The sequence below is a fragment of the Mesorhizobium sp. B2-3-12 genome, from assembly GCF_006442205.1.
Lineage (GTDB): Bacteria > Pseudomonadota > Alphaproteobacteria > Rhizobiales > Rhizobiaceae > Mesorhizobium.
The window spans coordinates 69,488-87,854 of record NZ_VFVR01000001.1; the positions used below are offsets into that span (position 1 = coordinate 69,488).

Genomic DNA, 18,367 nt, shown 5'->3' on the forward strand with positions numbered 1-18,367 from the left:
CAATTGCGCCTTAATGTGGCGTCATTGCGCGTTGCACATTTCTCTCGATCTGGCTAGAGAATGTGCAACGAATGGACATGCTTGGTTTTTGTGCATGGTTAACTTGATCAGATTGGCCGCGCCACTCGATGTCGGCGGCGTGATAATCCGCAACGGCGTTTTCCTCGCGCCGATGTCGGGGATCACCGACGAGGCGTTCAGGCAGCGCGCGTATGCGCATGGCGCCGGCCTGGTCGTGTCCGAAATGGTGGCAAGCGGCGAACTCGCCAAGGGCAGGGCCGGCTGCGATCTGCGCATACGCCATTCCGGCCTGCCCGTCCATATGGTGCAGCTTGCCGGCCGTGAGGCTATCCACATGGCCGAAGGCGCTCGAATCGCCGCCGGTGAGGGCGCCGACATCATCGACATCAACATGGGCTGCCCGGCCAAGAAGGTCACCGGTGGCTATGCCGGCTCGGCGTTGATGCTCAACCTCGACCACGCGCTTTCGCTGATCAAGGCCGTGGTCGGCGCCGTCAAGGTGCCGGTGACGGTCAAAATGCGGCTGGGTTGGGACGAAGGCGCACTCAACGCTCCCGTCCTTGCGCGCCGGGCCGAGCAGGCGGGCGTCAGGATGGTCACTGTCCATGGCCGCACACGCTGCCAGTTCTACCAGGGCAAAGCGGACTGGCGCGCCATCGCTCGCGTCAAGGAGGCCGTATCCATCCCGGTCGTCGCCAACGGCGATGTCTGCTCGCCTGCCGAAGCCTCGCTCATTCTCGAACAGTCCGGCGCCGACGCGGTGATGGTCGGCCGCGCCCACTATGGCGCGCCATGGATCGCCGGCAGCATCGCGTCGGCCGCCGCCGGGACATTTTCGCCCGGCATTCCCGAGACCCGCCAAGCGCTCGCCGATTATGTCGTTGCCCATTACGAGGACATGCTGGCGCTTTACGGCGTCGAGAGCGGCCTGCGGCAGGCGCGCAAGCATCTCGGCTGGTATCTAGACCGACATGCCGAAGGTGCCGCCGGCGACACTAGAAAAGCGATCATGACCGGGTTCGAACCGGCCCGCGTCATTGCCTTGCTGCGCGATGTGTTCTCGCGCGATCCGCAAACCTTGAACCTGCGGAGCGCCGCATGACCGCCACTGCCGTCCAGGGCACCGAAATGGCGGATGCCGCCCAGATCGTGCTGAACACGATTCGCCGCCCGGTGATCATGATCAGCGAGGAAGGGTTCATCACCTTCGCCAACGCCGATGCCGAGGATTTCTTTCGCTCCAGCGCAACCATGCTGGCGCGCAACACCTTGTCCAAACTCATACCGTTCGGCAGCCCGTTGCTGACGCTGGTCGACCAGGTGCGCGAGCGCCGCGCGCCCGTCAACGAGTATCGGGTCGACGTCTCGTCACCGCGCCTTGGCATCGAGAAGGTCGTCGATCTCTATGTCGCGCCGGTGCCGGAATTTCCGGGCTCCGTCGTGGTCATGTTCCAGGAACGATCGATGGCCGACAAGATCGACCGCCAGATGACGCATCGCGGTGCGGCACGCTCGGTGACCGGCCTGGCGGCGATGCTGGCGCATGAGATCAAGAACCCGCTCTCCGGCATCAGGGGAGCGGCGCAACTGCTCGAACTGTCGGCGTCCGATGAGGATCGCGCGCTGACGCGGCTGATCACCGACGAGACGGACCGCATCGTGTCGCTGGTCGACCGTATGGAGGTGTTTTCGGACGAACGCCCGATCGACCGCTATCCCGTGAATATCCATGTCGTGCTCGATCATGTGAAAGCGATCGCAAAGAACGGTTTCGCAAAGAAAATCAAGATATTGGAGGATTATGATCCATCATTGCCTCCGGTATTCGCCAATCGCGACCAGCTGATCCAGGTGTTCCTCAATCTGGTCAAGAACGCCGCCGAGGCGATCGGCAGCGATCCCCAGGGCGAGATCGTGCTGTCAACCGCCTTCCGGCCCGGCATTCGTGTTTCGGTCCCGGGCACTCAGGACCGCGTATCTTTGCCGCTGGAGTTCTGCGTGCGCGACAATGGTTCCGGCGTCTCGGAAGATATCCTGCCGATCCTGTTCGATCCCTTCATCACCACCAAGCCGAACGGCTCGGGGCTGGGACTGGCGCTGGTTGCCAAGATCGTCGGGGAACATGGCGGCATCATCGAATGCGATTCGACCCCGCGCGCGACAACGTTCCGGGTCTTGATGCCGGCCTGGAAGGAAACGGCGCTGGGCGCCGATCAAGATGGCGAAGGAGATCGCAAATGACCGTTCGCGGCAATATTCTCGTCGCCGACGACGATGCGGCGATCCGCACCGTGCTCAATCAGGCCCTGTCGCGTGTCGGTCACGAGGTGCGCGTCACCTCCAACGCCTCGACCCTGTGGCGTTGGGTGGCGGCCGGGGAAGGTGATCTCGTCATCACCGACGTCGTGATGCCGGACGAGAACGCCTTCGACATGTTGCCGCGCATCAAGAAGGCGCGGCCGGAACTGCCGGTCATCGTCATGAGCGCCCAGAACACGTTCATGACGGCGATCCGTGCTTCCGAAACCGGCGCCTACGAATATCTGCCGAAGCCGTTCGACCTGACGGAGCTCCTCAACATCGTCAACCGCGCGCTGTCAGAGCCCCGCCGGCCAAAGATCGACACGCGGCCGGATGAGCAGCCCGAATCGATGCCGCTGGTCGGCCGTTCGGCCGCCATGCAGGACATCTACCGCATGCTGGCGCGCATGATGCAGACCGACCTGACGGTGATGATCTCGGGCGAATCGGGCACCGGCAAGGAACTGGTGGCGCGGGCGCTGCATGAATATGGACGCCGCCGAGGCGGTCCGTTCGTCGCCATCAACATGGCGGCGATCCCGCGCGATCTCATCGAATCGGAATTGTTCGGCCACGAGAAGGGCGCCTTCACCGGCGCGCAGAACCGCTCGACCGGTCGCTTCGAGCAGGCCGAGGGGGGCACGCTGTTCCTCGACGAGATCGGCGACATGCCGATGGAGGCGCAGACGCGCCTGCTGCGGGTCCTGCAACAGGGCGAGTACACGACGGTCGGCGGCCGCACGCCGATCAAGACCGATGTGCGCATCGTCGCCGCCACCAACAAGGATCTGCGCACGCTGATCAACCAGGGCCTCTTTCGCGAGGACCTTTTCTACCGTCTCAACGTCGTGCCGCTCAGGTTGCCGGCGCTGCGCGAACGCTCCGAGGACGTGCCCGACCTGGTGCGGCATTTCTTCAAGCTTGGCGAGATGGAGGGGCTGCAGACCAAGCGCATCTCTTCGGGCGGCATCGAACTGATGAAGCGCTATCCCTGGCCGGGCAATGTGCGCGAGCTTGAAAACCTCGTTCGCAGGCTCGCCGCGCTCTATTCGCAGGACGAGATTTCAGCCGAAATCATCGAGGCTGAGCTCAAGACAGGCGAGCGCCCGGTGGTACCCGGTGCCGGCAACCTCATTCCCGACGATCTTTCCATCGGTCAGGCGGTGGAGCACTTCCTGCAGCGTTATTTCGCCTCCTTTGCTGGCGAATTGCCGCCCGCCGGCCTCTACGAGCGCATTCTGTCCGAAGTCGAATATCCGTTGGTACTGGCTTCGATGACGGCAACCCGCGGCAACCAGATCAAGGCCGCGGAGCTTTTGGGGCTCAACCGCAACACGCTGCGCAAGAAGATTCGCGAATTGGGCGTCAACGTCTACAAGTCATCGCGCCAGACCTGAGCCCGCGCCAGGCACACGATTTTTTCAGGGGACCGAACGGGGAAAGATTCCCGTCCGTGTCACACTTGTTGCATAATCGCCACAATGCGTTGCATAGATCGGACGCAATCACTGGTTCTAGACGGCGATATGGCTTCGCAGGCACCAACACTGAACGAACCGCTTTTTAGCAAACCCGGCGCGCGCGACGGGCGCCGGCTGCTGGCGCTGCCCGGCGTGGTGGCGGTTGTCGGCGCGCTGATCATGGCGGCCATCTCGTTCGCCATCCTGGTGGGCGCCACTCCGATCGCGCCCGACGCCAAGGCGACCTGGTCGCTGATCGCACTCAACGCCGCCTTCGTGCTCTTCCTCATAGCCTTGATCGGCCGTGAGGTGCACCGCATCATCATGGCACGCCGGCATGGCAAGGCTGCCTCGCGGCTGCATGTGCGCATCGTTGCCATGTTCGCGCTCGTCGCCGCCATTCCGGCCATCATGGTGGCGATCATCGCATCCATCACGCTCGACATCGGCCTTGATCGCTGGTTCGAGATTCGCACCAAGACGATCGTCAACTCATCCCTGTCGATCGCCGACGCCTATGTTCAGGAGAACGCGCGCAACCTGCAGGGCACGACATTGTCGATGGCCTATGACCTCGATGCGTCGCGGACGCTCTACGGCCTCGATCGCACCGGCTTTCTCGATCTGATGAACAAGGAGGCCGTGGGCCGCTCGCTTGCCCACGCCGCGCTGATCAAGGCCGACGGCTCCTTCGTCATGAGCGCGAAGACCGATGTCGATTTCGCCATGCCGGAGCCACCCGAAGGCGCCGTGGCCAGTGCCGAAGACGGCAAGCCCGTGCTGATCGAACCGCGCACGCGCAACATCATGGGCGCTATCGTCAAGCTGCGCGAGATCGAAGGGCTCTATCTCTACACCATCCGCCTTGTCGATCCCGACGTGATCAAGGCGCGCCAGATCGTGCGGTCCAACACTGACGAATATCGTGGTCTGGAAGACAATCGCCGCACCTCGCAGGTGGCCTTCGCGCTGCCCTATCTGTCGCTGACGCTGATTGTCATCCTGTCGGCGATCTGGACCGGCATTGCCGTCGCCGACCGTCTGGTGCGGCCGATCCGGCAGCTCATTGGTGCCGCCGACGAGGTTGCTACCGGAAACCTGGACGTTGCGGTGCCGGTGCGGCCGTCCGACGGCGATGTCGCCTCGCTTGGCGACACGTTCAACAAGATGCTGCTCGAGCTGAAATCGCAGCGAAACGAAATCCTGTCCGCCAAGGACCTGATCGACGAGCGCCGCCGTTTTTCCGAAGCGGTGCTTGCCGGCGTCACGGCCGGCGTCATCGGCGTCGATCCGTATGGCATCGTCACCATCGTCAACCGCTCGGCCGAGACCATGCTGGCCATTTCCGCCAGCGCGGCCCTTGGGCAGAATCTTTCCGCTGTCCTGCCGCATGTCGGCCGCGTTTTCGAGATTGGCCGCAAGTCCGGCAAACCGGTTTACCGCGAGCAGGTGACCTTCTATCGCGCCGGCGCCGAGCGGACCTTCAATGTGCAGGTCACGATCGAGGCAGGCGACGATGGCTCCGAGGAAAAATCCTATGTGGTGACGGTCGATGACATCACCGACCTGGTTCAGGCCCAGCGTTCGTCCGCATGGGCCGATGTCGCGCGGCGCATTGCCCACGAGATCAAGAATCCACTGACGCCGATCCAGCTTTCCGCCGAGCGCATCAAGCGCCGCTATGGCAAGGTGATCACCGAGGATCGCGAAGTTTTCGACCAGTGTACCGACACGATCATCCGGCAGGTGGAGGACATTGGCCGCATGGTCGACGAGTTCTCGGCTTTCGCGCGCATGCCAAAACCCGAGATGAAGGCCATCGACCTTCGCGAATCACTACGCGAGGCTTCTTTCCTGGTCGAAGTCAGCCGGGCCGACATCACTTTCGAGCGGATATTCGGCAGTGAACCGCTCAAGGGCACCTTCGACAGCCGGCTGATGGCCCAGGCCTTCGGCAATGTGATCAAGAACGCCGCCGAGGCGATCGACGGTTTGGAACAGAAGGACGGCTCGCACGGCATAATCCGGATTCAAGCCGGCCGCCACAATGGCGCGATTCGCATCGACGTCATCGACAATGGCAAAGGTCTGCCGCGCGAGAATCGCCAACGGCTGCTGGAGCCCTATATGACCACACGCGAGAAGGGCACCGGACTTGGTCTCGCTATCGTCAAGAAGATCGTGGAGGACCATGGCGGCAGGTTGGAACTCCATGACGCGCCCGCGGATTTCCATGGCGGGCGTGGTGCGATGATCAGCATTATCCTGCCGCCCTCGGCCGGCACCCCAGCGCGCGGCGAAGGCAGGGCGGACCACGAACGAGAAACTGAAAAGGTCGGTAATGGCGTCTGATATTCTCATCGTCGATGACGAGGAAGACATCCGCGAGCTCGTCGCAGGCATCCTCAGTGACGAGGGTCACGAAACCCGTACGGCATTCGACGCCGACAGTGCACTGGCGGCCATCGCCGATCGGGCGCCGAGGCTGATCTTCCTGGACATCTGGCTGCAGGGTTCGCGTCTGGACGGGTTGGCGTTGCTCGACGAGATCAAGACCATGCATCCGAACCTGCCCGTGGTGATGATTTCAGGTCATGGCAACATCGAAACGGCGGTCTCCGCCATTCGCCGCGGCGCCTATGACTTCATCGAGAAGCCGTTCAAGGCCGACAGGCTGATCCTCATCGCCGAGCGCGCGCTCGAGACCTCGAAATTGCGCCGCGAGGTTTCCGACCTCAAACTGCGCAGCGGCGAAACCTTCGACCTGATCGGCATGTCGTCGGCGATGAGCCAGTTGCGCCAGACCATCGAGCGCGTCGCGCCGACCAACAGCCGCGTGATGATCGTTGGCCCCTCCGGTTCGGGCAAGGAACTGGCGGCGCGCGCCATCCATACGCTGTCGACACGCAAGGGTGGGCCGTTCGTGACGCTGAGCGCCGCCAACATCACGCCCGAGCGCATGGAGATCGAATTGTTCGGCACCGAATCGAACGGGGTCGAACGCAAGGTGGGAGCGCTGGAGGAAGCCCATCGCGGCATTCTCTACATCGACGAAGTGGCCGACATGCCGCGCGAGACGCAGAACAAGATTTTGCGCGTGCTGGTCGAACAGCAGTTCGAGCGGGTGGGCGGCACGAAGCGGGTCAAGGTCGATGTGCGCATCATTTCCTCGACCTCGCAGAACCTGGAGGCGATGATCGCCGACGGGCGTTTCCGCGAGGATCTTTACCACCGTCTCGCGGTCGTCCCGGTCATGGTGCCCGGACTTGCCGAGCGGCGCGAGGACATTCCCTATCTCGTCGACAATTTCATGAAGCAGATCGCCCGCCAGGCCGGCATCAAGCCGCGCCGCATCGGCGACGACGCACTGGCCGTGTTGCAGGCGCACAATTGGCCGGGCAACGTCCGCCAGCTGCGCAACAATGTCGAGCGCCTGATGATCCTGGCGCGCGGCGAGGACGTCGACGCGCCGATCACCGCCGATCTTTTGCCGTCCGAAATCGGCGATGTCATGCCGCGCACACCCAACCAGTCGGACCAGCACATCATGGCGCTGCCGCTGCGCGAGGCACGCGAACAGTTCGAAAAGGACTATCTGATCGCCCAGATCAACCGGTTCGGCGGCAACATTTCGAAGACCGCCGAGTTCATCGGCATGGAACGCTCCGCCTTGCATCGCAAGCTGAAGTCGCTGGGCGTCTGACCGGATATCCAGTGGCCCACGCGATTGTCCGTTACCTCAAGGGCGGAATCGCCTAAACAGGCCGGACCAAATTCCCCGAGGTGACAAATGCCGCGCATTGCCTATGTGAACGGGCGCTACATCGCTCATGCCGATGCCGCCGTGCATATCGAGGATCGCGGCTATCAGTTCGCCGACGGCGTCTACGAGGTCTGCGAGGTGGCGCGCGGCTTCATCGTCGACATGCCGCGCCACCTCGCCCGGCTTAACCGCTCGCTGACCGAACTGTCGATCGCCTGGCCGGTGACGCGCAACGTGTTGCCGCTGATCCTGCGCGAGGTGGTCAACCGCAACCATGTCGTCGACGGTCTGGTCTATGTTCAGGTGACGCGTGGTGTCGCCAGCCGCGATTTCGTTTTTCCGTCGGCGGACACCAAGCCGGCTTTGGTGGTGACAGCCAGGAAGGCGGATCCTGCCGCCGGCACGAAACGCGCCGAGACCGGCATCGCGGTCATCACCGTGCCGGAGAACCGCTGGGACCGTGTCGACATCAAGACCGTCGGACTGCTGCCCAATGTGTTGGCCAAGCAGAAGGCCAAGGAGGCGGGCGCGCAGGAGGCGTGGTTCGTGGATACCGATGGCAACGTCAAGGAAGGTGGCTCGTCGAATGCCTGGATCGTTACCAGGGACGGCGTTCTGGTCACCCGGCCGGCCGAACATGGCATTTTGCGCGGCATCACGCGCACCACCATGTTCGAAGTCGCGGCAAAGCTCGGCCTGAAGATCGAGGAGCGTGGATTTTCCGTCGCCGAGGCCAAGGCGGCCCGCGAAGCATTCATCAGTTCGGCGACGACTATTGCCATGCCGATCGTGGCCATTGACGGTGATCCCGTAGCCAACGGACACCCCGGCTCAATAACACTTTCGTTGCGGCAGGCCTTTTTTGACATTGCGGAAAAAAGTCCAGCCTGATAACCGCTCAGGTGGAATGAACATCAATATATCTCGTTCTGCTTGTCGTTACTGACGGCAAGAGGGTGTTTGCGCGCTTGACATGTGCCCGCTAATTTGGCGCATTGGCTGCAAACCGAAGGGGATCGGCGAAAGACAAAAACAATGGCGGAACGATCGCAAAACCTTCAGGACCTGTTCCTGAATTCAGTTCGCAAGAGCAAGAACCCGCTCACCATCTTTCTTATCAACGGCGTGAAGCTGACCGGCGTGGTCACTTCTTTCGACAATTTTTGCGTCCTGTTGCGCCGCGACGGCCACTCCCAGCTCGTCTACAAGCACGCCATTTCCACGATCATGCCGAGCCAGCCGGTTCAGATGTTCGATGGCGAGGAAAGCCAGGGCGCCTGATTGGCACGTGAGAAGGACGCGGACGGCACGGTTCGCGGAAAACCAGCACATCATCCCGGGACGGTAGCCGAAGCCCCGACCCGGGCTGTTGTCATCGTGCCGGTGCTTACCCGCCAGCAGCGCGGCGATGACGACACGAACCGTCCCCGGCTGACCCGCTCGGCCGAGGCGCGCCACGACGAAGCAGTCGGCCTTGCCCGCGCCATCAACCTAGATCTGATCCATACGGCGGTCGTGACCGTCAACGACCCTCGCCCGGCGACGCTGCTGGGCAGCGGCAAGGTCGAGGAGTTGGCCGAAATCGTCAAGGAAGGTCACGCGGAAGTGGTCATCGTCGACCACCCGCTGACGCCGGTGCAGCAGCGCAATCTCGAGAAGGAATTCAACGCCAAGGTGTTGGATCGTACCGGGCTGATCCTGGAGATATTCGGGGAGCGGGCGCGTACCAAGGAAGGCACGCTGCAGGTCGAGCTTGCCCATCTCAACTACCAGAAGGGCCGCCTGGTACGCAGCTGGACCCACCTGGAGCGCCAGCGCGGCGGTGCCGGCTTCCTCGGCGGTCCCGGTGAAACGCAGATCGAATCCGATCGGCGGCAGTTGCAGGAAAAGATCATAAAACTGAAGCACGAGCTGGAAACCGTGCGCCGCACCCGTGACCTACACCGCGCCAAGCGCAAGAAGGTGCCGTTTCCGGTGGTGGCGATCGTCGGCTACACCAACGCCGGCAAGTCGACGCTGTTCAACAAGCTGACCGGAGCAGGGGTGCTGGCGCAGGACATGCTGTTTGCCACGCTTGATCCGACCCTGCGCCGCGTGCGCCTGCCACATGGCACACCGATTATTCTTTCCGACACGGTCGGCTTCATTTCGGACCTGCCGACGCATCTGATCGCGGCTTTCCGCGCGACGTTGGAGGAGGTGGTCGAGGCCGATCTCGTCATCCATCTGCGCAACATTTCCGATCCCGATACGGCTGCGCAGGCCGAGGACGTCGAGCGCATCCTCGCCGACCTCGGCGTCGATGCCAGCGACACCAAGCGGGTCATCGAAGTCTGGAACAAGATCGACCTTCTGGACGACGGCAACAGGCAGCGGCTGCTAGCCGACGGTGCCGACGGCAGCAAGGAACCGCCAATTGCCGTATCCGCGGTATCGGGCGAAGGCATCGATGCGCTGAAGGCCCTCATCGAAACCCGGATGGCCGGCGAGCTCGAAGAGCTGACGGTGACGATCGAGCCGGCACAGTTCGGCTTGGTCGACTGGCTTTATCGCAACGGTGACGTCGTTTCGCGGACTGACAATGACGACGGCAGCGCTACCCTTTCGCTGAAGGCCACACAAAGCGCCCGAGAAGAGATCGAAAGCCGATTGCGTCGCAAAAACAACGGGTAACGCGCGTAAATTCCGGGAAATTGTATCGCGTTTCTCGTAAGGAATTGCCGGGCCTACTTCGCGGTCTTTGCTTCCTGCCAGAGCGCTTCCATTTCTTCCAGCGTAGCTTCCTCCAGCGAGCCGCCTGATTTGTCCAGGGCCTGCTCGACATAGTGGAAACGTGAGCGGAATTTCTCGTTCGTGCCGCTGAGTGCTGCCTCCGAATCGAGCTTCAGATGGCGGCCGAGATTGACGACAGCAAACAGCATGTCGCCGAACTCGTCCTTGATCTCGGCCGTTTCACCTTTGGCCAGTGCCTCGCGCAACTCCCCGATTTCTTCCTCGATCTTGTCCAGGATGGGGGCAGCCTCGCTCCAGTCGAAGCCGACGCGGGCGGCTTTTTCCTGAAGTTTCAGGGCTCGCGTCAAGGCGGGCAGGGCGACCGGAACGCTGTCCAGGAAGCCCTTGCCATTGTCCTCGGGGTCGAGGCCTCGCGCGAGGCGGGCTTGTCGCTTCTCGGCCTTCTCCTGCGCCTTGATCTTTTCCCACATGCCCTTGGCCAGGCCGGCGCTGCGGGCCTTTTCGTCGCCAAAGACATGCGGATGGCGGCGGATCATCTTGGTGGTGATGGCCTGGACCACGTCGCCAAAGGCGAATTCGCCGGCCTCCTGCGCCATCTGGGCATGGTATACGACCTGCAACAGGAGATCGCCAAGCTCGTCGCGCAAATCGTCGAGATCGCCGCGTGCGATGGCATCGGCCACCTCATAGGCTTCCTCGATCGTATAGGGCGCGATGGTGGAGAAATTCTGCTCGATATCCCACGGGCAACCGGTCTTCGGCGCGCGCAACGCCGCCATGATCTCGATCAGGCGTGAAATATCTTTCGATGGTGTCATGCGGCGAATGCTATCGCGCCGACCGACGCACGGCCAACGCTGTCAGCCGGGAAGGGGACCTTGTCCACAGTTGCACCGTATCAGCTTCGTCAGTCCAGCACGGAAACGATCGCCTTGGCGAGGTCATCCATGCCGTCCTCTGGCAGGCCTGCCACGTTGATGCGGCTGTCGCCGACCATGTAGACGGCGTGCTCGACGCGCAGCCGTTCGACCTGCGCTTCCGTGAGGCCGAGCCTGGAGAACATGCCGCGATGGCTGGCAACGAAGTCGAAACGGTCGGAGTTGGATTGCCGGCGCAGTGCCTCGGCGAAAGCCACGCGAAGCCGCAGCATGCGCAGGCGCATCTCCTCAAGTTCGGCTTCCCAGTCGGCACGCAACGCGGCGTCTTCCAGAACGATGCGTACGGCGGCCGCGCCATGGTCCGGCGGCATCGAATACATGGCGCGCGCCGCCGACAGCATCTGGCTCATCGCGATGTCCGCCTGCGAGCCGTCCCGGGCCAGGACCATGGCAGCACCGACACGGTCGCGGTAGACGGCGAAATTCTTTGAACAGCTCGACGCGACAACCATTTCCGGAACTTTCGCCGCCAGCAGCCGCAAGCCGAGGGCATCAGCCTCCAGGCCATCGCCGAAGCCCTGATAGGCGATGTCGACAAACGGCAGCAGACCGCGCTCGACGACAAGATCGGTCACGGCCTCCCACTGAGCGGCGTCCAGATTGGCGCCGGTCGGGTTGTGGCAGCAGCCGTGCAGCAGCACCACATCGCCGCTTTGCGCCGTCCGCAGCGCCGCCAGCATGTCATCGAAACGAACCGCGCCCGAAGCCGCGTCGAAATAGGGGTATTCGCGGATTTGCAGGCCGGCGGCCCGCATCACCGGCATATGGTTCGGCCAGGTCGGGTCGGAGACCCACACCGTCGCGTCCGAACGCGTCCGCTTGAGCAGTTCCGCCACCAGCCGCAGCGCACCGGAACCGCCAGGCGCCTGTGCCGCGCGGATGCGCGCCATGTCGGCACCCGGACCAAAGGCGAGCGTGGCCATGACGGTGTTGAAGCCGATATCGCCGGCAAGGCCGAGATAGGTCTTGGTGTCCTGACTATTCAGCAGCCGCTTTTCGGCCTCGCGCACGGCGCGCATGACCGGCGTCTTGCCGTCGCGATCCTTGTAGACGCCGACGCCGAGGTCGACCTTGCCAAGACGTGGATCGGCGCGATAGAGCCCGATCAGCGCGAGAATCTTGTCGGCGGGAGCTGGCTGCAGGTCTTCGAACATCATTATGGTTCCGTTGGCGCGGCGGAGTGATACGCAAATTGGCTACGTTTCACCAGCGGTTTTGATTGCGCCCGCACCTGTTGGTGCGGCTTTCAACCACTTCAGAGAAAGCATGCTCCATGCTCGTCCGTCTGACCATGATCTGTGCCGGCGCTACGGCGGCGACCCGGAAAGGATCGTTTCCGGCCGATGAGCCGCTGGAGCCGAGATCGCTGACCTCGGCCAGAGCGATGCGCGGGACGCTGCGCCGCGCCGATCGCGTCTGGACCGCGCCGGCGCTGCGGGCTCGCCAGACCGCCGAGGCGTTGGGGCTGGAAGCATCGGTCGAACCGCTGCTGGCGGACCAGGACTACGGACGATGGTCAGGCAGGAGCTTCGAAGAGGTGCAGGCGCAACAGCCGGATGAGATCGTTGCCTGGCTTAGCAATCCCAATACCGCCCCGCATGGTGGCGAGTCGCTGGCCGATGTAGCGGGCAGGGCGTCAAAGCTGATGGATGGATTGATTGCCGAAGCCGGCCACACCATCGCCGTGACGCATGCCAGCGTCATCCGCACCGCTATCCTGCACGTTCTCGGCGCACCGCTTGCCGCCAGCGCGAAGATCGACATCGAACCCTTGAGCATCACCGATATTCGCAGCGACGGCTGCCGGTGGGTGCTGCGCGCTTGTGGCGTGACGGTTCCCAAACCGGCAAATCCGCGCCAGGCTTGAGTGCGGCGTCGGATGCCCGGCGAAAAATTTGGCGGTAGCCGGGATTAAAATCCCCACGTGCTCCGTAAACAGGGCATGAAACGGTCGATGCCACGCTTTGACATCATAGGACAGCTCGGGTCGCTGCGGCGCTACGCGCGCTCGCTGACGCGCGACGGCGTCGAGGCCGAGGATCTCGTGCATGACGCGCTGGTGCGTGCCTATGAGCGGCGCGGCACGTTCCGCTCGGGCGGAAACCTGCGGGCCTGGCTGTTGTCGATCGTCCACAACACCTTCATCGACCGGGTGCGCTCGCACCGGTCGGAAGCCGCGCGCCTCGAACAGGCCGGATATCTGGCCGACAGCAGCACGCCAGCGCCGCAGGAGCATTCGGTGCGCCTTGCGCAGGTGCGAGAAGCCTTCTTCAGCCTGCCGGAAGAGCAGCGCTCGGCCCTGCATCTCGTTGCCATCGAGGGCCTTTCCTACCAGCAGGCCGCCAATGCCAGCGGCGTGCCGCTGGGCACGCTGATGTCGCGCATCGGCCGGGCGCGCGCCGCCTTGCGCCAGATGGAAGAAGCACCGGCGCGCGGCAAAAATCATCTCAGGATCGTGGGAGGCGACTCATGACCACTCTGGTCGACCCGGTTACAGACGCCGATCTCGACGCCTATGTCGACGATCAACTCGATGTCACCCGCCGCATCGAGGTCGAAGCTTTCCTGTCCGCGCGCCCGGAGACGGCCGCGCGTGTGATGTTGGATCTCAGAACCCGCGACGAGCTGCGCGTGGCGCTTGCCGGCTCCAAGGGCATGGCGCGGCCGGCGACGGCCGATGCCGCGCGGCGGCTGGAGAGGGGGCTTGGCCGGGGCCGCATCTTCGGCGTGCTGCAGCGCGCGGCGACGGTTGCCGCCCTGGTCGGCGCCGGCTGGCTGGCCAATGGCATCATCGGGCCGATGTCGGTGACCAAGGTTATCGCCTCGCCGCAGCCGCCTGCCTATGTCGATGAGGCCGTGCGGGCACACAGGACGACACTGGTGCGTGAGAGCATGCCCTCGCAAACCGAGGCGCCCAATTACAATGCCGGCGAGATCCGCGCCGCCACCGCCATCGTCATGCCATCCCTGCCGAAGGACTGGAAGGTCCGCGACGTGCAGATCTATCCGTCGCGCTTCGGACCGAGCGTCGAAATGGCTGTCGACACGAAGGATATGGGCCTGGTGTCGTTGTTCGCGATCCGGCCGGGCAGCTTCGACGTGGTCAAGCCGACTGTGGCGCCTTCGGGCGATATTTCCTCGGCCTATTTCCAGATCGGCGAGGTCGCCTATGCGGTTGTCGCGAAAAGTGGGGTCCATGACCTCGACCGCGCCGCGGAGACGCTCGCCAGAACGCTTTACTGATCGACCCGCAAAGGAGAATTGAGATGAATACCCCCAATATGGGATACCGCGTCGGCGCGGGCGCCCGGTCCGGAGCCGTCTATGACGAAGGCCTGCGCCAGCACATGCTGCGCGTCTACAACTATATGGGCCTCGGCCTTGTCGTCACCGGCCTTGTCGCCTTCATGGTGTCGTCGACGCCGGCGCTTTACGTGCCGATCTTTTCCAGCCCGCTGAAATATGTGGTGATGCTGGCGCCGCTCGCCTTCGTGCTTTTGTTCTCGTTCAAGATGCAGACCATGTCGGCATCGAGCGCGCAGGCGATGTTCTGGGCCTTCTGTGCTGTCATGGGCCTGTCGCTGGCCTCGGTGTTCCTGGTCTTCACCGGAACCAGCATCGCGCGCACCTTCTTCATCGCCGCCACCATGTTCGGCGCCACCAGCCTCTACGGCTACACGACCAGGCGTGACCTGACCCAGTTCTCGTCATTCCTGATCATGGGCCTGATCGGGGTGGTGATCGCCAGCATCGTCAACATCTTCCTCGGCTCGACCGCGCTGCAGTTCGCCATCTCGGTGATCGGCATCGCCGTGTTCATCGGCCTGACCGCCTGGGACACGCAGACGATCAAGGAACAGTATGCCGAGAATTTTGACGGCGAATCGCGCCAGAAGCTCGCCGTTTTCGGCGCCTTCTCGCTCTATCTGAACTTCATCAACATCTTCCAGTTGCTGTTGAATTTCACCGGTGAGCGCGAATAGTCCGGACCGTAGCAGGCAACAGCTTTGAGTCTTGGCGTGGCCGGAGGGAACCTCCGGCCATTTTCGTTCGAAAGACGTCTAGCTCGCCACCAACGGTCATCGCCACTGTGTGAAATGCAAACGACGCCCGCCGCCTTGAGTTCACGCCCGACCATTTGCTAGCGTGCCAGCCACGCCGCACAGCCGCGAGGACGGGATGCAACAGGACAGCTACACGCTTCAAGGCGACGGCATCTCGGCGACGGTGGTCGGGCAGGGCGCCGAACTGGTCTCCCTGCGCGATGCCGATGGCGGCGAGCTGTTGTGGCAGGCCGGCCCGGAATGGCGCCGCCATTCACCGGTGCTGTTTCCGATCGTCGGCCGGCTGAAGGGCGATCAACTGCGCCATCGCGGCCAGACCTATCCGATGACGCAGCACGGCTTCGCCCGCGACAAGCCGTTTGCTTGGGCGCAGAGGAGCTCGCGATCCTGTAGCCTGCTGCTCACCGACGACGCGGAGACCCGAACGCATTACCCGTTCGCATTTCGCCTTGCCGTGACCTATGCGCTGGGCGAGGGGCAACTCGACATAGGATTCGAGATCACCAACACCGGCGACGAGCCGATGCCGGCGTCGATCGGGGCGCATCCGGCGTTCAACTGGCCGCTGCTGCCGGAATTGCCCAAGCAAGCCTACCGGCTGACCTTCGCCGAACCAGAGCGGGCACCAATCCGCCGCCTGAAGGAAGGCCTTCTGCTTCCGGCAGCGCAGCCGACGCCTGTCAAAGGCAATACCCTCGAACTCTCCGAGCGGCTCTTCGATGAGGATGCCGTGATCCTGGACAACCCAGCCAGCCACAGTGTTCGCTACGGCGCCGATCACGGCCCGGCGATCGAGGTCTCATGGCAGGAATTTCAGGAACTGGGCATCTGGTCCAAACCCGGTGGCGCGCCGTTCCTGTGCATCGAGCCCTGGCACGGCATCGCCAGCCCCGTCGATTTCGACGGCGACTTCGCCGACAAGCCGGGTGTCATGCTGATCGAGCCGGGCGCCCGGCGCGTGCTGAACTACCGGATACGCCTCAGCCGGAAACCGTAAGCCATGGCGTATGCCATCAAGGCCGAGGGACCCGCGGTCGGAGGCCTTCGTCTTCGCCGCCCAGAAAACCATGTATGGCGGCAAGCACATCGCCGAGGGTGACGTCGTCTTCCTGTTCGCCAGCGAGAACGAAGGCGGGCAGGGGCTTGTCGCGCGCGGCATCGTGACATCCGCCGACGCCGTCCCCAAACGCCTCGAACTCGAGCGGCAGACGCCCCGCGTCAGCGTTTCCATTCGCCGTACCGCCCTGGCGAGCGGACGGTTGGGCCGCGATGAACTCAAGCGCGTTTCAGTCGCACTGCCTGAATATTCATCAATCGCTCAGTACGGAAAGGCCGGATTTCAAACCCGTCGAACAATGGTTCCGATCACATTTACGAGAGCCCGGGCGGCGGTAAGCGCCGACAGATTGTCGATGTCGGCGGGAGGATAGAACTCGACGAGGTCGAAACCGGCGATTTTGGCCCGCCTGCCAAGGCCGGCGATCAGGTCGATCAGTTGCGTGTAGGTGAGGCCGCCTGGCGTACGCGCCGCCACGCCCGGCATGATGGAAGGGTCGAGGCTGTCGAAATCTAGGGTGACGACAACCCGCGCTGCTTCCGGAATATGCCGCAGGGCGGCTTCGATACCCTGGGTGTGGATCTCGCGGGCGGTCACGAAACGGCTGCCGTAGCGTTGTGCCGCTTCGATTTCCGCAAGGCGGGCGCTGCCGACGCTGCGGAGACCAACCTGCACCATGCCCGCGACATGCGGCGTCTCGCTGGCGCGCCGCATCGGGCTCGAATAGCCGTAGCGCTCGCCATGCACCTCGTCGCGCCAGTCGATATGGGCATCGATCTGCAGGACCCATACCGGACCTTGGTCCGCAAAACCGGCGAGGAAGGGGATGGTCACCGAGCAGTCGCCGCCAAGCAGGATTGGCACAGCCGGCAAGGCCAGGATCTCGCGTGTCTTGGCCTCGATCCGGGCGCGATTGCCGGCATTGTCATGTAGGGTCGTCGGGATGTCGCCGGCATCGATGCAACAGTTGGGCTTGCCGTCAAACAGCGGCCCGCCGAGGTCGAAATCCCAGTGTTCGACGAGCCCGGCATCGTCAAGGCTCGCGCCACGGACAGCATCGGCGGCAAGGGCATAGGCGCTGCTGTCCTTGCCGGGATAGGTGCTGCCGTGACCAGCGCCGAAGATTACCGCACGAGGCGTCACGCCATCGGCTAGGCGATCAGGCAAGCCGAGAAAGGAAGGTCGAGGGGTCATTTCTTGTGCCTTTTGCGTCCAGCCGAAGCGCGGTGAGCAGATTGGGGCAGGGTAGTTGGTTCGTCGGCCGGATTCCACAGCCGAAACCGCCCGCCGCATGGACCCGGGCAGGCGAGTTCGTCTCTTATGAACTGAACGCAACCACCAGGAACGTAAGTCAACCTGATGACGTCTCCGCCGATCAGGTCGCTGGCCACGAGGCGCAGCCGCGGGCGGGGGGCGGCGAAAAACGGCTTGCCGCGACCGAGTACGACGGGGTGGACGTAAAGTCGATATTCATCGACAAGCTCGGTCAAACTTCCCGCCAGGCCTGGTCCGGAAACCGAAATCTCGCCCGGCAGTTCATCTTTAAGCCTGCGCACCGCAGCCTCCGTGTCATCCCCGACAAGTGTGGCGTTAGGGCCGACAGACTTCAGCGAGCGCGACACGACCCATTTCGGCTGCCGCCGCCATGCCGCTGCAAAGTCGCGTAGATCCGGAGTCCATTCAGGCCGGTCTTCGTCCCAGTAGCGCATGATCTCGTACATATGGCGACCGTACAAACTGCCGGTTAGCCCGTGCACGTGTTCGATCCAATGACGAAACAGCGCCGCATCAGGCGCGAATTTGTCGTGGTCGACGTATCCGTCCAGCGACACGTTCATTCCGAAGACGATCTTCGCCATGTGCAAAATCTCCGCTCGTGTCAGCTATGCGGGACCAATCCAGGCGATCCTCCTACAAGACGAACGAAACCGAAGCGGCCCGACACGTGCCCCAATTTTTTCTGATGAGGGCTGTTGCTGCCGCGCGCCTTTAACTTTGCGCCTGCATCCATAAGTCGCATAACATATATT

At 63.1% G+C, this 18,367-nt stretch carries 16 protein-coding genes and 1 pseudogene; 13 read left to right on the top strand and 4 right to left on the bottom strand.

Going from position 1 to position 18,367, the window contains the following annotated elements; translation table 11 throughout:
* Positions 1-94: 94 nt before the first annotated feature.
* The 8 genes from dusB (at position 95) to hflX (ending at position 10,218) form a co-directional block, all read left to right on the top strand.
* Positions 95-1,123, top strand: a complete 1,029-nt coding sequence (gene dusB, locus FJ948_RS00420; protein WP_140701153.1) for a tRNA dihydrouridine synthase DusB — start codon at positions 95-97, stop codon at positions 1,121-1,123.
* Positions 1,120-2,262: a nitrogen regulation protein NR(II) gene (locus FJ948_RS00425; protein WP_140701155.1), complete on the top strand. Its 1,143-nt coding sequence runs from the start codon at positions 1,120-1,122 to the stop codon at positions 2,260-2,262. Before dusB ends, FJ948_RS00425 begins: the two co-directional genes overlap by 4 nt.
* Complete coding sequence (ntrC, locus tag FJ948_RS00430; RefSeq protein WP_140701157.1) at positions 2,259-3,719, top strand: nitrogen regulation protein NR(I); 1,461 nt, start codon at positions 2,259-2,261, stop codon at positions 3,717-3,719. The genes FJ948_RS00425 and ntrC overlap by 4 nt, the downstream gene beginning before the upstream one ends.
* A 129-nt stretch (positions 3,720-3,848) precedes the next feature.
* Positions 3,849-6,134, top strand: coding sequence for a PAS domain-containing sensor histidine kinase (locus FJ948_RS00435; protein ID WP_181173523.1), 2,286 nt, complete (start codon positions 3,849-3,851; stop codon positions 6,132-6,134).
* Complete coding sequence (locus FJ948_RS00440) at positions 6,124-7,485, top strand: sigma-54 dependent transcriptional regulator (protein ID WP_015317919.1); 1,362 nt, start codon at positions 6,124-6,126, stop codon at positions 7,483-7,485. The genes FJ948_RS00435 and FJ948_RS00440 overlap by 11 nt, the downstream gene beginning before the upstream one ends.
* 87 nt (positions 7,486-7,572) lie before the next feature.
* Positions 7,573-8,436, top strand: a complete 864-nt coding sequence (locus FJ948_RS00445) for a D-amino-acid transaminase (RefSeq protein ID WP_140701159.1) — start codon at positions 7,573-7,575, stop codon at positions 8,434-8,436.
* A 144-nt stretch (positions 8,437-8,580) separates the two neighbouring features.
* Positions 8,581-8,826, top strand: a complete 246-nt coding sequence (hfq, locus tag FJ948_RS00450) for an RNA chaperone Hfq (protein ID WP_006202172.1) — start codon at positions 8,581-8,583, stop codon at positions 8,824-8,826.
* Entirely contained in the window at positions 8,827-10,218 is a 1,392-nt protein-coding gene (hflX, locus tag FJ948_RS00455; protein WP_140701161.1) for a GTPase HflX, read from the top strand.
* A 53-nt stretch (positions 10,219-10,271) separates the two neighbouring features.
* On the opposite strand, the gene mazG is transcribed toward hflX, so the two are convergent.
* Both mazG and FJ948_RS00465 read right to left on the bottom strand, forming a co-directional pair.
* Positions 10,272-11,096 (bottom strand): nucleoside triphosphate pyrophosphohydrolase, encoded by an 825-nt coding sequence (gene mazG / locus FJ948_RS00460; RefSeq protein ID WP_140701163.1) that lies wholly within the window; start codon positions 11,094-11,096, stop codon positions 10,272-10,274.
* Positions 11,097-11,185: 89 nt separating this feature from the next.
* Entirely contained in the window at positions 11,186-12,370 is a 1,185-nt protein-coding gene (locus FJ948_RS00465; protein WP_140702162.1) for an amino acid aminotransferase, read from the bottom strand.
* 119 nt (positions 12,371-12,489) lie between these two features.
* Between FJ948_RS00465 and FJ948_RS00470 the strand changes: the two genes are divergently transcribed.
* The 5 genes from FJ948_RS00470 (at position 12,490) to FJ948_RS00490 (ending at position 16,277) form a co-directional block, all read left to right on the top strand.
* Positions 12,490-13,083: a histidine phosphatase family protein gene (locus FJ948_RS00470; RefSeq protein WP_140701165.1), complete on the top strand. Its 594-nt coding sequence runs from the start codon at positions 12,490-12,492 to the stop codon at positions 13,081-13,083.
* Between the two features lie 87 nt (positions 13,084-13,170).
* Positions 13,171-13,689, top strand: coding sequence for a sigma-70 family RNA polymerase sigma factor (locus tag FJ948_RS00475; protein WP_181173524.1), 519 nt, complete (start codon positions 13,171-13,173; stop codon positions 13,687-13,689).
* A complete protein-coding gene (locus FJ948_RS00480; RefSeq protein WP_140701169.1) occupies positions 13,686-14,459 on the top strand; it encodes an anti-sigma factor in 774 nt (257 codons plus the stop codon). The genes FJ948_RS00475 and FJ948_RS00480 overlap by 4 nt, the downstream gene beginning before the upstream one ends.
* 23 nt (positions 14,460-14,482) lie before the next feature.
* Positions 14,483-15,199, top strand: coding sequence for a Bax inhibitor-1/YccA family protein (locus FJ948_RS00485; protein ID WP_140701172.1), 717 nt, complete (start codon positions 14,483-14,485; stop codon positions 15,197-15,199).
* A 196-nt stretch (positions 15,200-15,395) separates the two neighbouring features.
* Positions 15,396-16,277, top strand: coding sequence for an aldose 1-epimerase family protein (locus FJ948_RS00490; RefSeq protein WP_140702164.1), 882 nt, complete (start codon positions 15,396-15,398; stop codon positions 16,275-16,277).
* Between the two features lie 342 nt (positions 16,278-16,619).
* Here the strand turns inward: FJ948_RS00490 and FJ948_RS00500 are convergent, their stop codons facing one another.
* On the bottom strand, positions 16,620-17,531 hold the full coding sequence (locus FJ948_RS00500) for an agmatinase (protein ID WP_140701174.1): 912 nt from the start codon (positions 17,529-17,531) through the stop codon (positions 16,620-16,622).
* 146 nt (positions 17,532-17,677) lie between these two features.
* Positions 17,678-18,196: pseudogene (locus tag FJ948_RS00505) on the bottom strand (dihydrofolate reductase family protein); the annotation flags it as partial.
* Positions 18,197-18,367: the final 171 nt, after the last annotated feature.

What these genes read in the sequence shown, in the direction of transcription:
- dusB (WP_140701153.1), top strand. Translation starts at nt 95, where the DNA reads ATGGTTAACTTGATCAGATTGGCCGCGCCACTCGATGTCGGCGGCGTG.
- FJ948_RS00485 (WP_140701172.1), top strand. Translation starts at nt 14,483, where the DNA reads ATGAATACCCCCAATATGGGATACCGCGTCGGCGCGGGCGCCCGGTCC.
- mazG (WP_140701163.1), bottom strand. Translation starts at nt 11,096, where the DNA reads ATGACACCATCGAAAGATATTTCACGCCTGATCGAGATCATGGCGGCG.
- hfq (WP_006202172.1), top strand. Translation starts at nt 8,581, where the DNA reads ATGGCGGAACGATCGCAAAACCTTCAGGACCTGTTCCTGAATTCAGTT.
- FJ948_RS00490 (WP_140702164.1), top strand. Translation starts at nt 15,396, where the DNA reads ATGCAACAGGACAGCTACACGCTTCAAGGCGACGGCATCTCGGCGACG.
- FJ948_RS00465 (WP_140702162.1), bottom strand. Translation starts at nt 12,370, where the DNA reads ATGTTCGAAGACCTGCAGCCAGCTCCCGCCGACAAGATTCTCGCGCTG.
- FJ948_RS00435 (WP_181173523.1), top strand. Translation starts at nt 3,849, where the DNA reads ATGGCTTCGCAGGCACCAACACTGAACGAACCGCTTTTTAGCAAACCC.
- FJ948_RS00475 (WP_181173524.1), top strand. Translation starts at nt 13,171, where the DNA reads ATGCCACGCTTTGACATCATAGGACAGCTCGGGTCGCTGCGGCGCTAC.
- FJ948_RS00500 (WP_140701174.1), bottom strand. Translation starts at nt 17,531, where the DNA reads ATGACCCCTCGACCTTCCTTTCTCGGCTTGCCTGATCGCCTAGCCGAT.
- ntrC (WP_140701157.1), top strand. Translation starts at nt 2,259, where the DNA reads ATGACCGTTCGCGGCAATATTCTCGTCGCCGACGACGATGCGGCGATC.
- FJ948_RS00440 (WP_015317919.1), top strand. Translation starts at nt 6,124, where the DNA reads ATGGCGTCTGATATTCTCATCGTCGATGACGAGGAAGACATCCGCGAG.
- FJ948_RS00470 (WP_140701165.1), top strand. Translation starts at nt 12,490, where the DNA reads ATGCTCGTCCGTCTGACCATGATCTGTGCCGGCGCTACGGCGGCGACC.
- FJ948_RS00480 (WP_140701169.1), top strand. Translation starts at nt 13,686, where the DNA reads ATGACCACTCTGGTCGACCCGGTTACAGACGCCGATCTCGACGCCTAT.
- FJ948_RS00425 (WP_140701155.1), top strand. Translation starts at nt 1,120, where the DNA reads ATGACCGCCACTGCCGTCCAGGGCACCGAAATGGCGGATGCCGCCCAG.
- FJ948_RS00445 (WP_140701159.1), top strand. Translation starts at nt 7,573, where the DNA reads ATGCCGCGCATTGCCTATGTGAACGGGCGCTACATCGCTCATGCCGAT.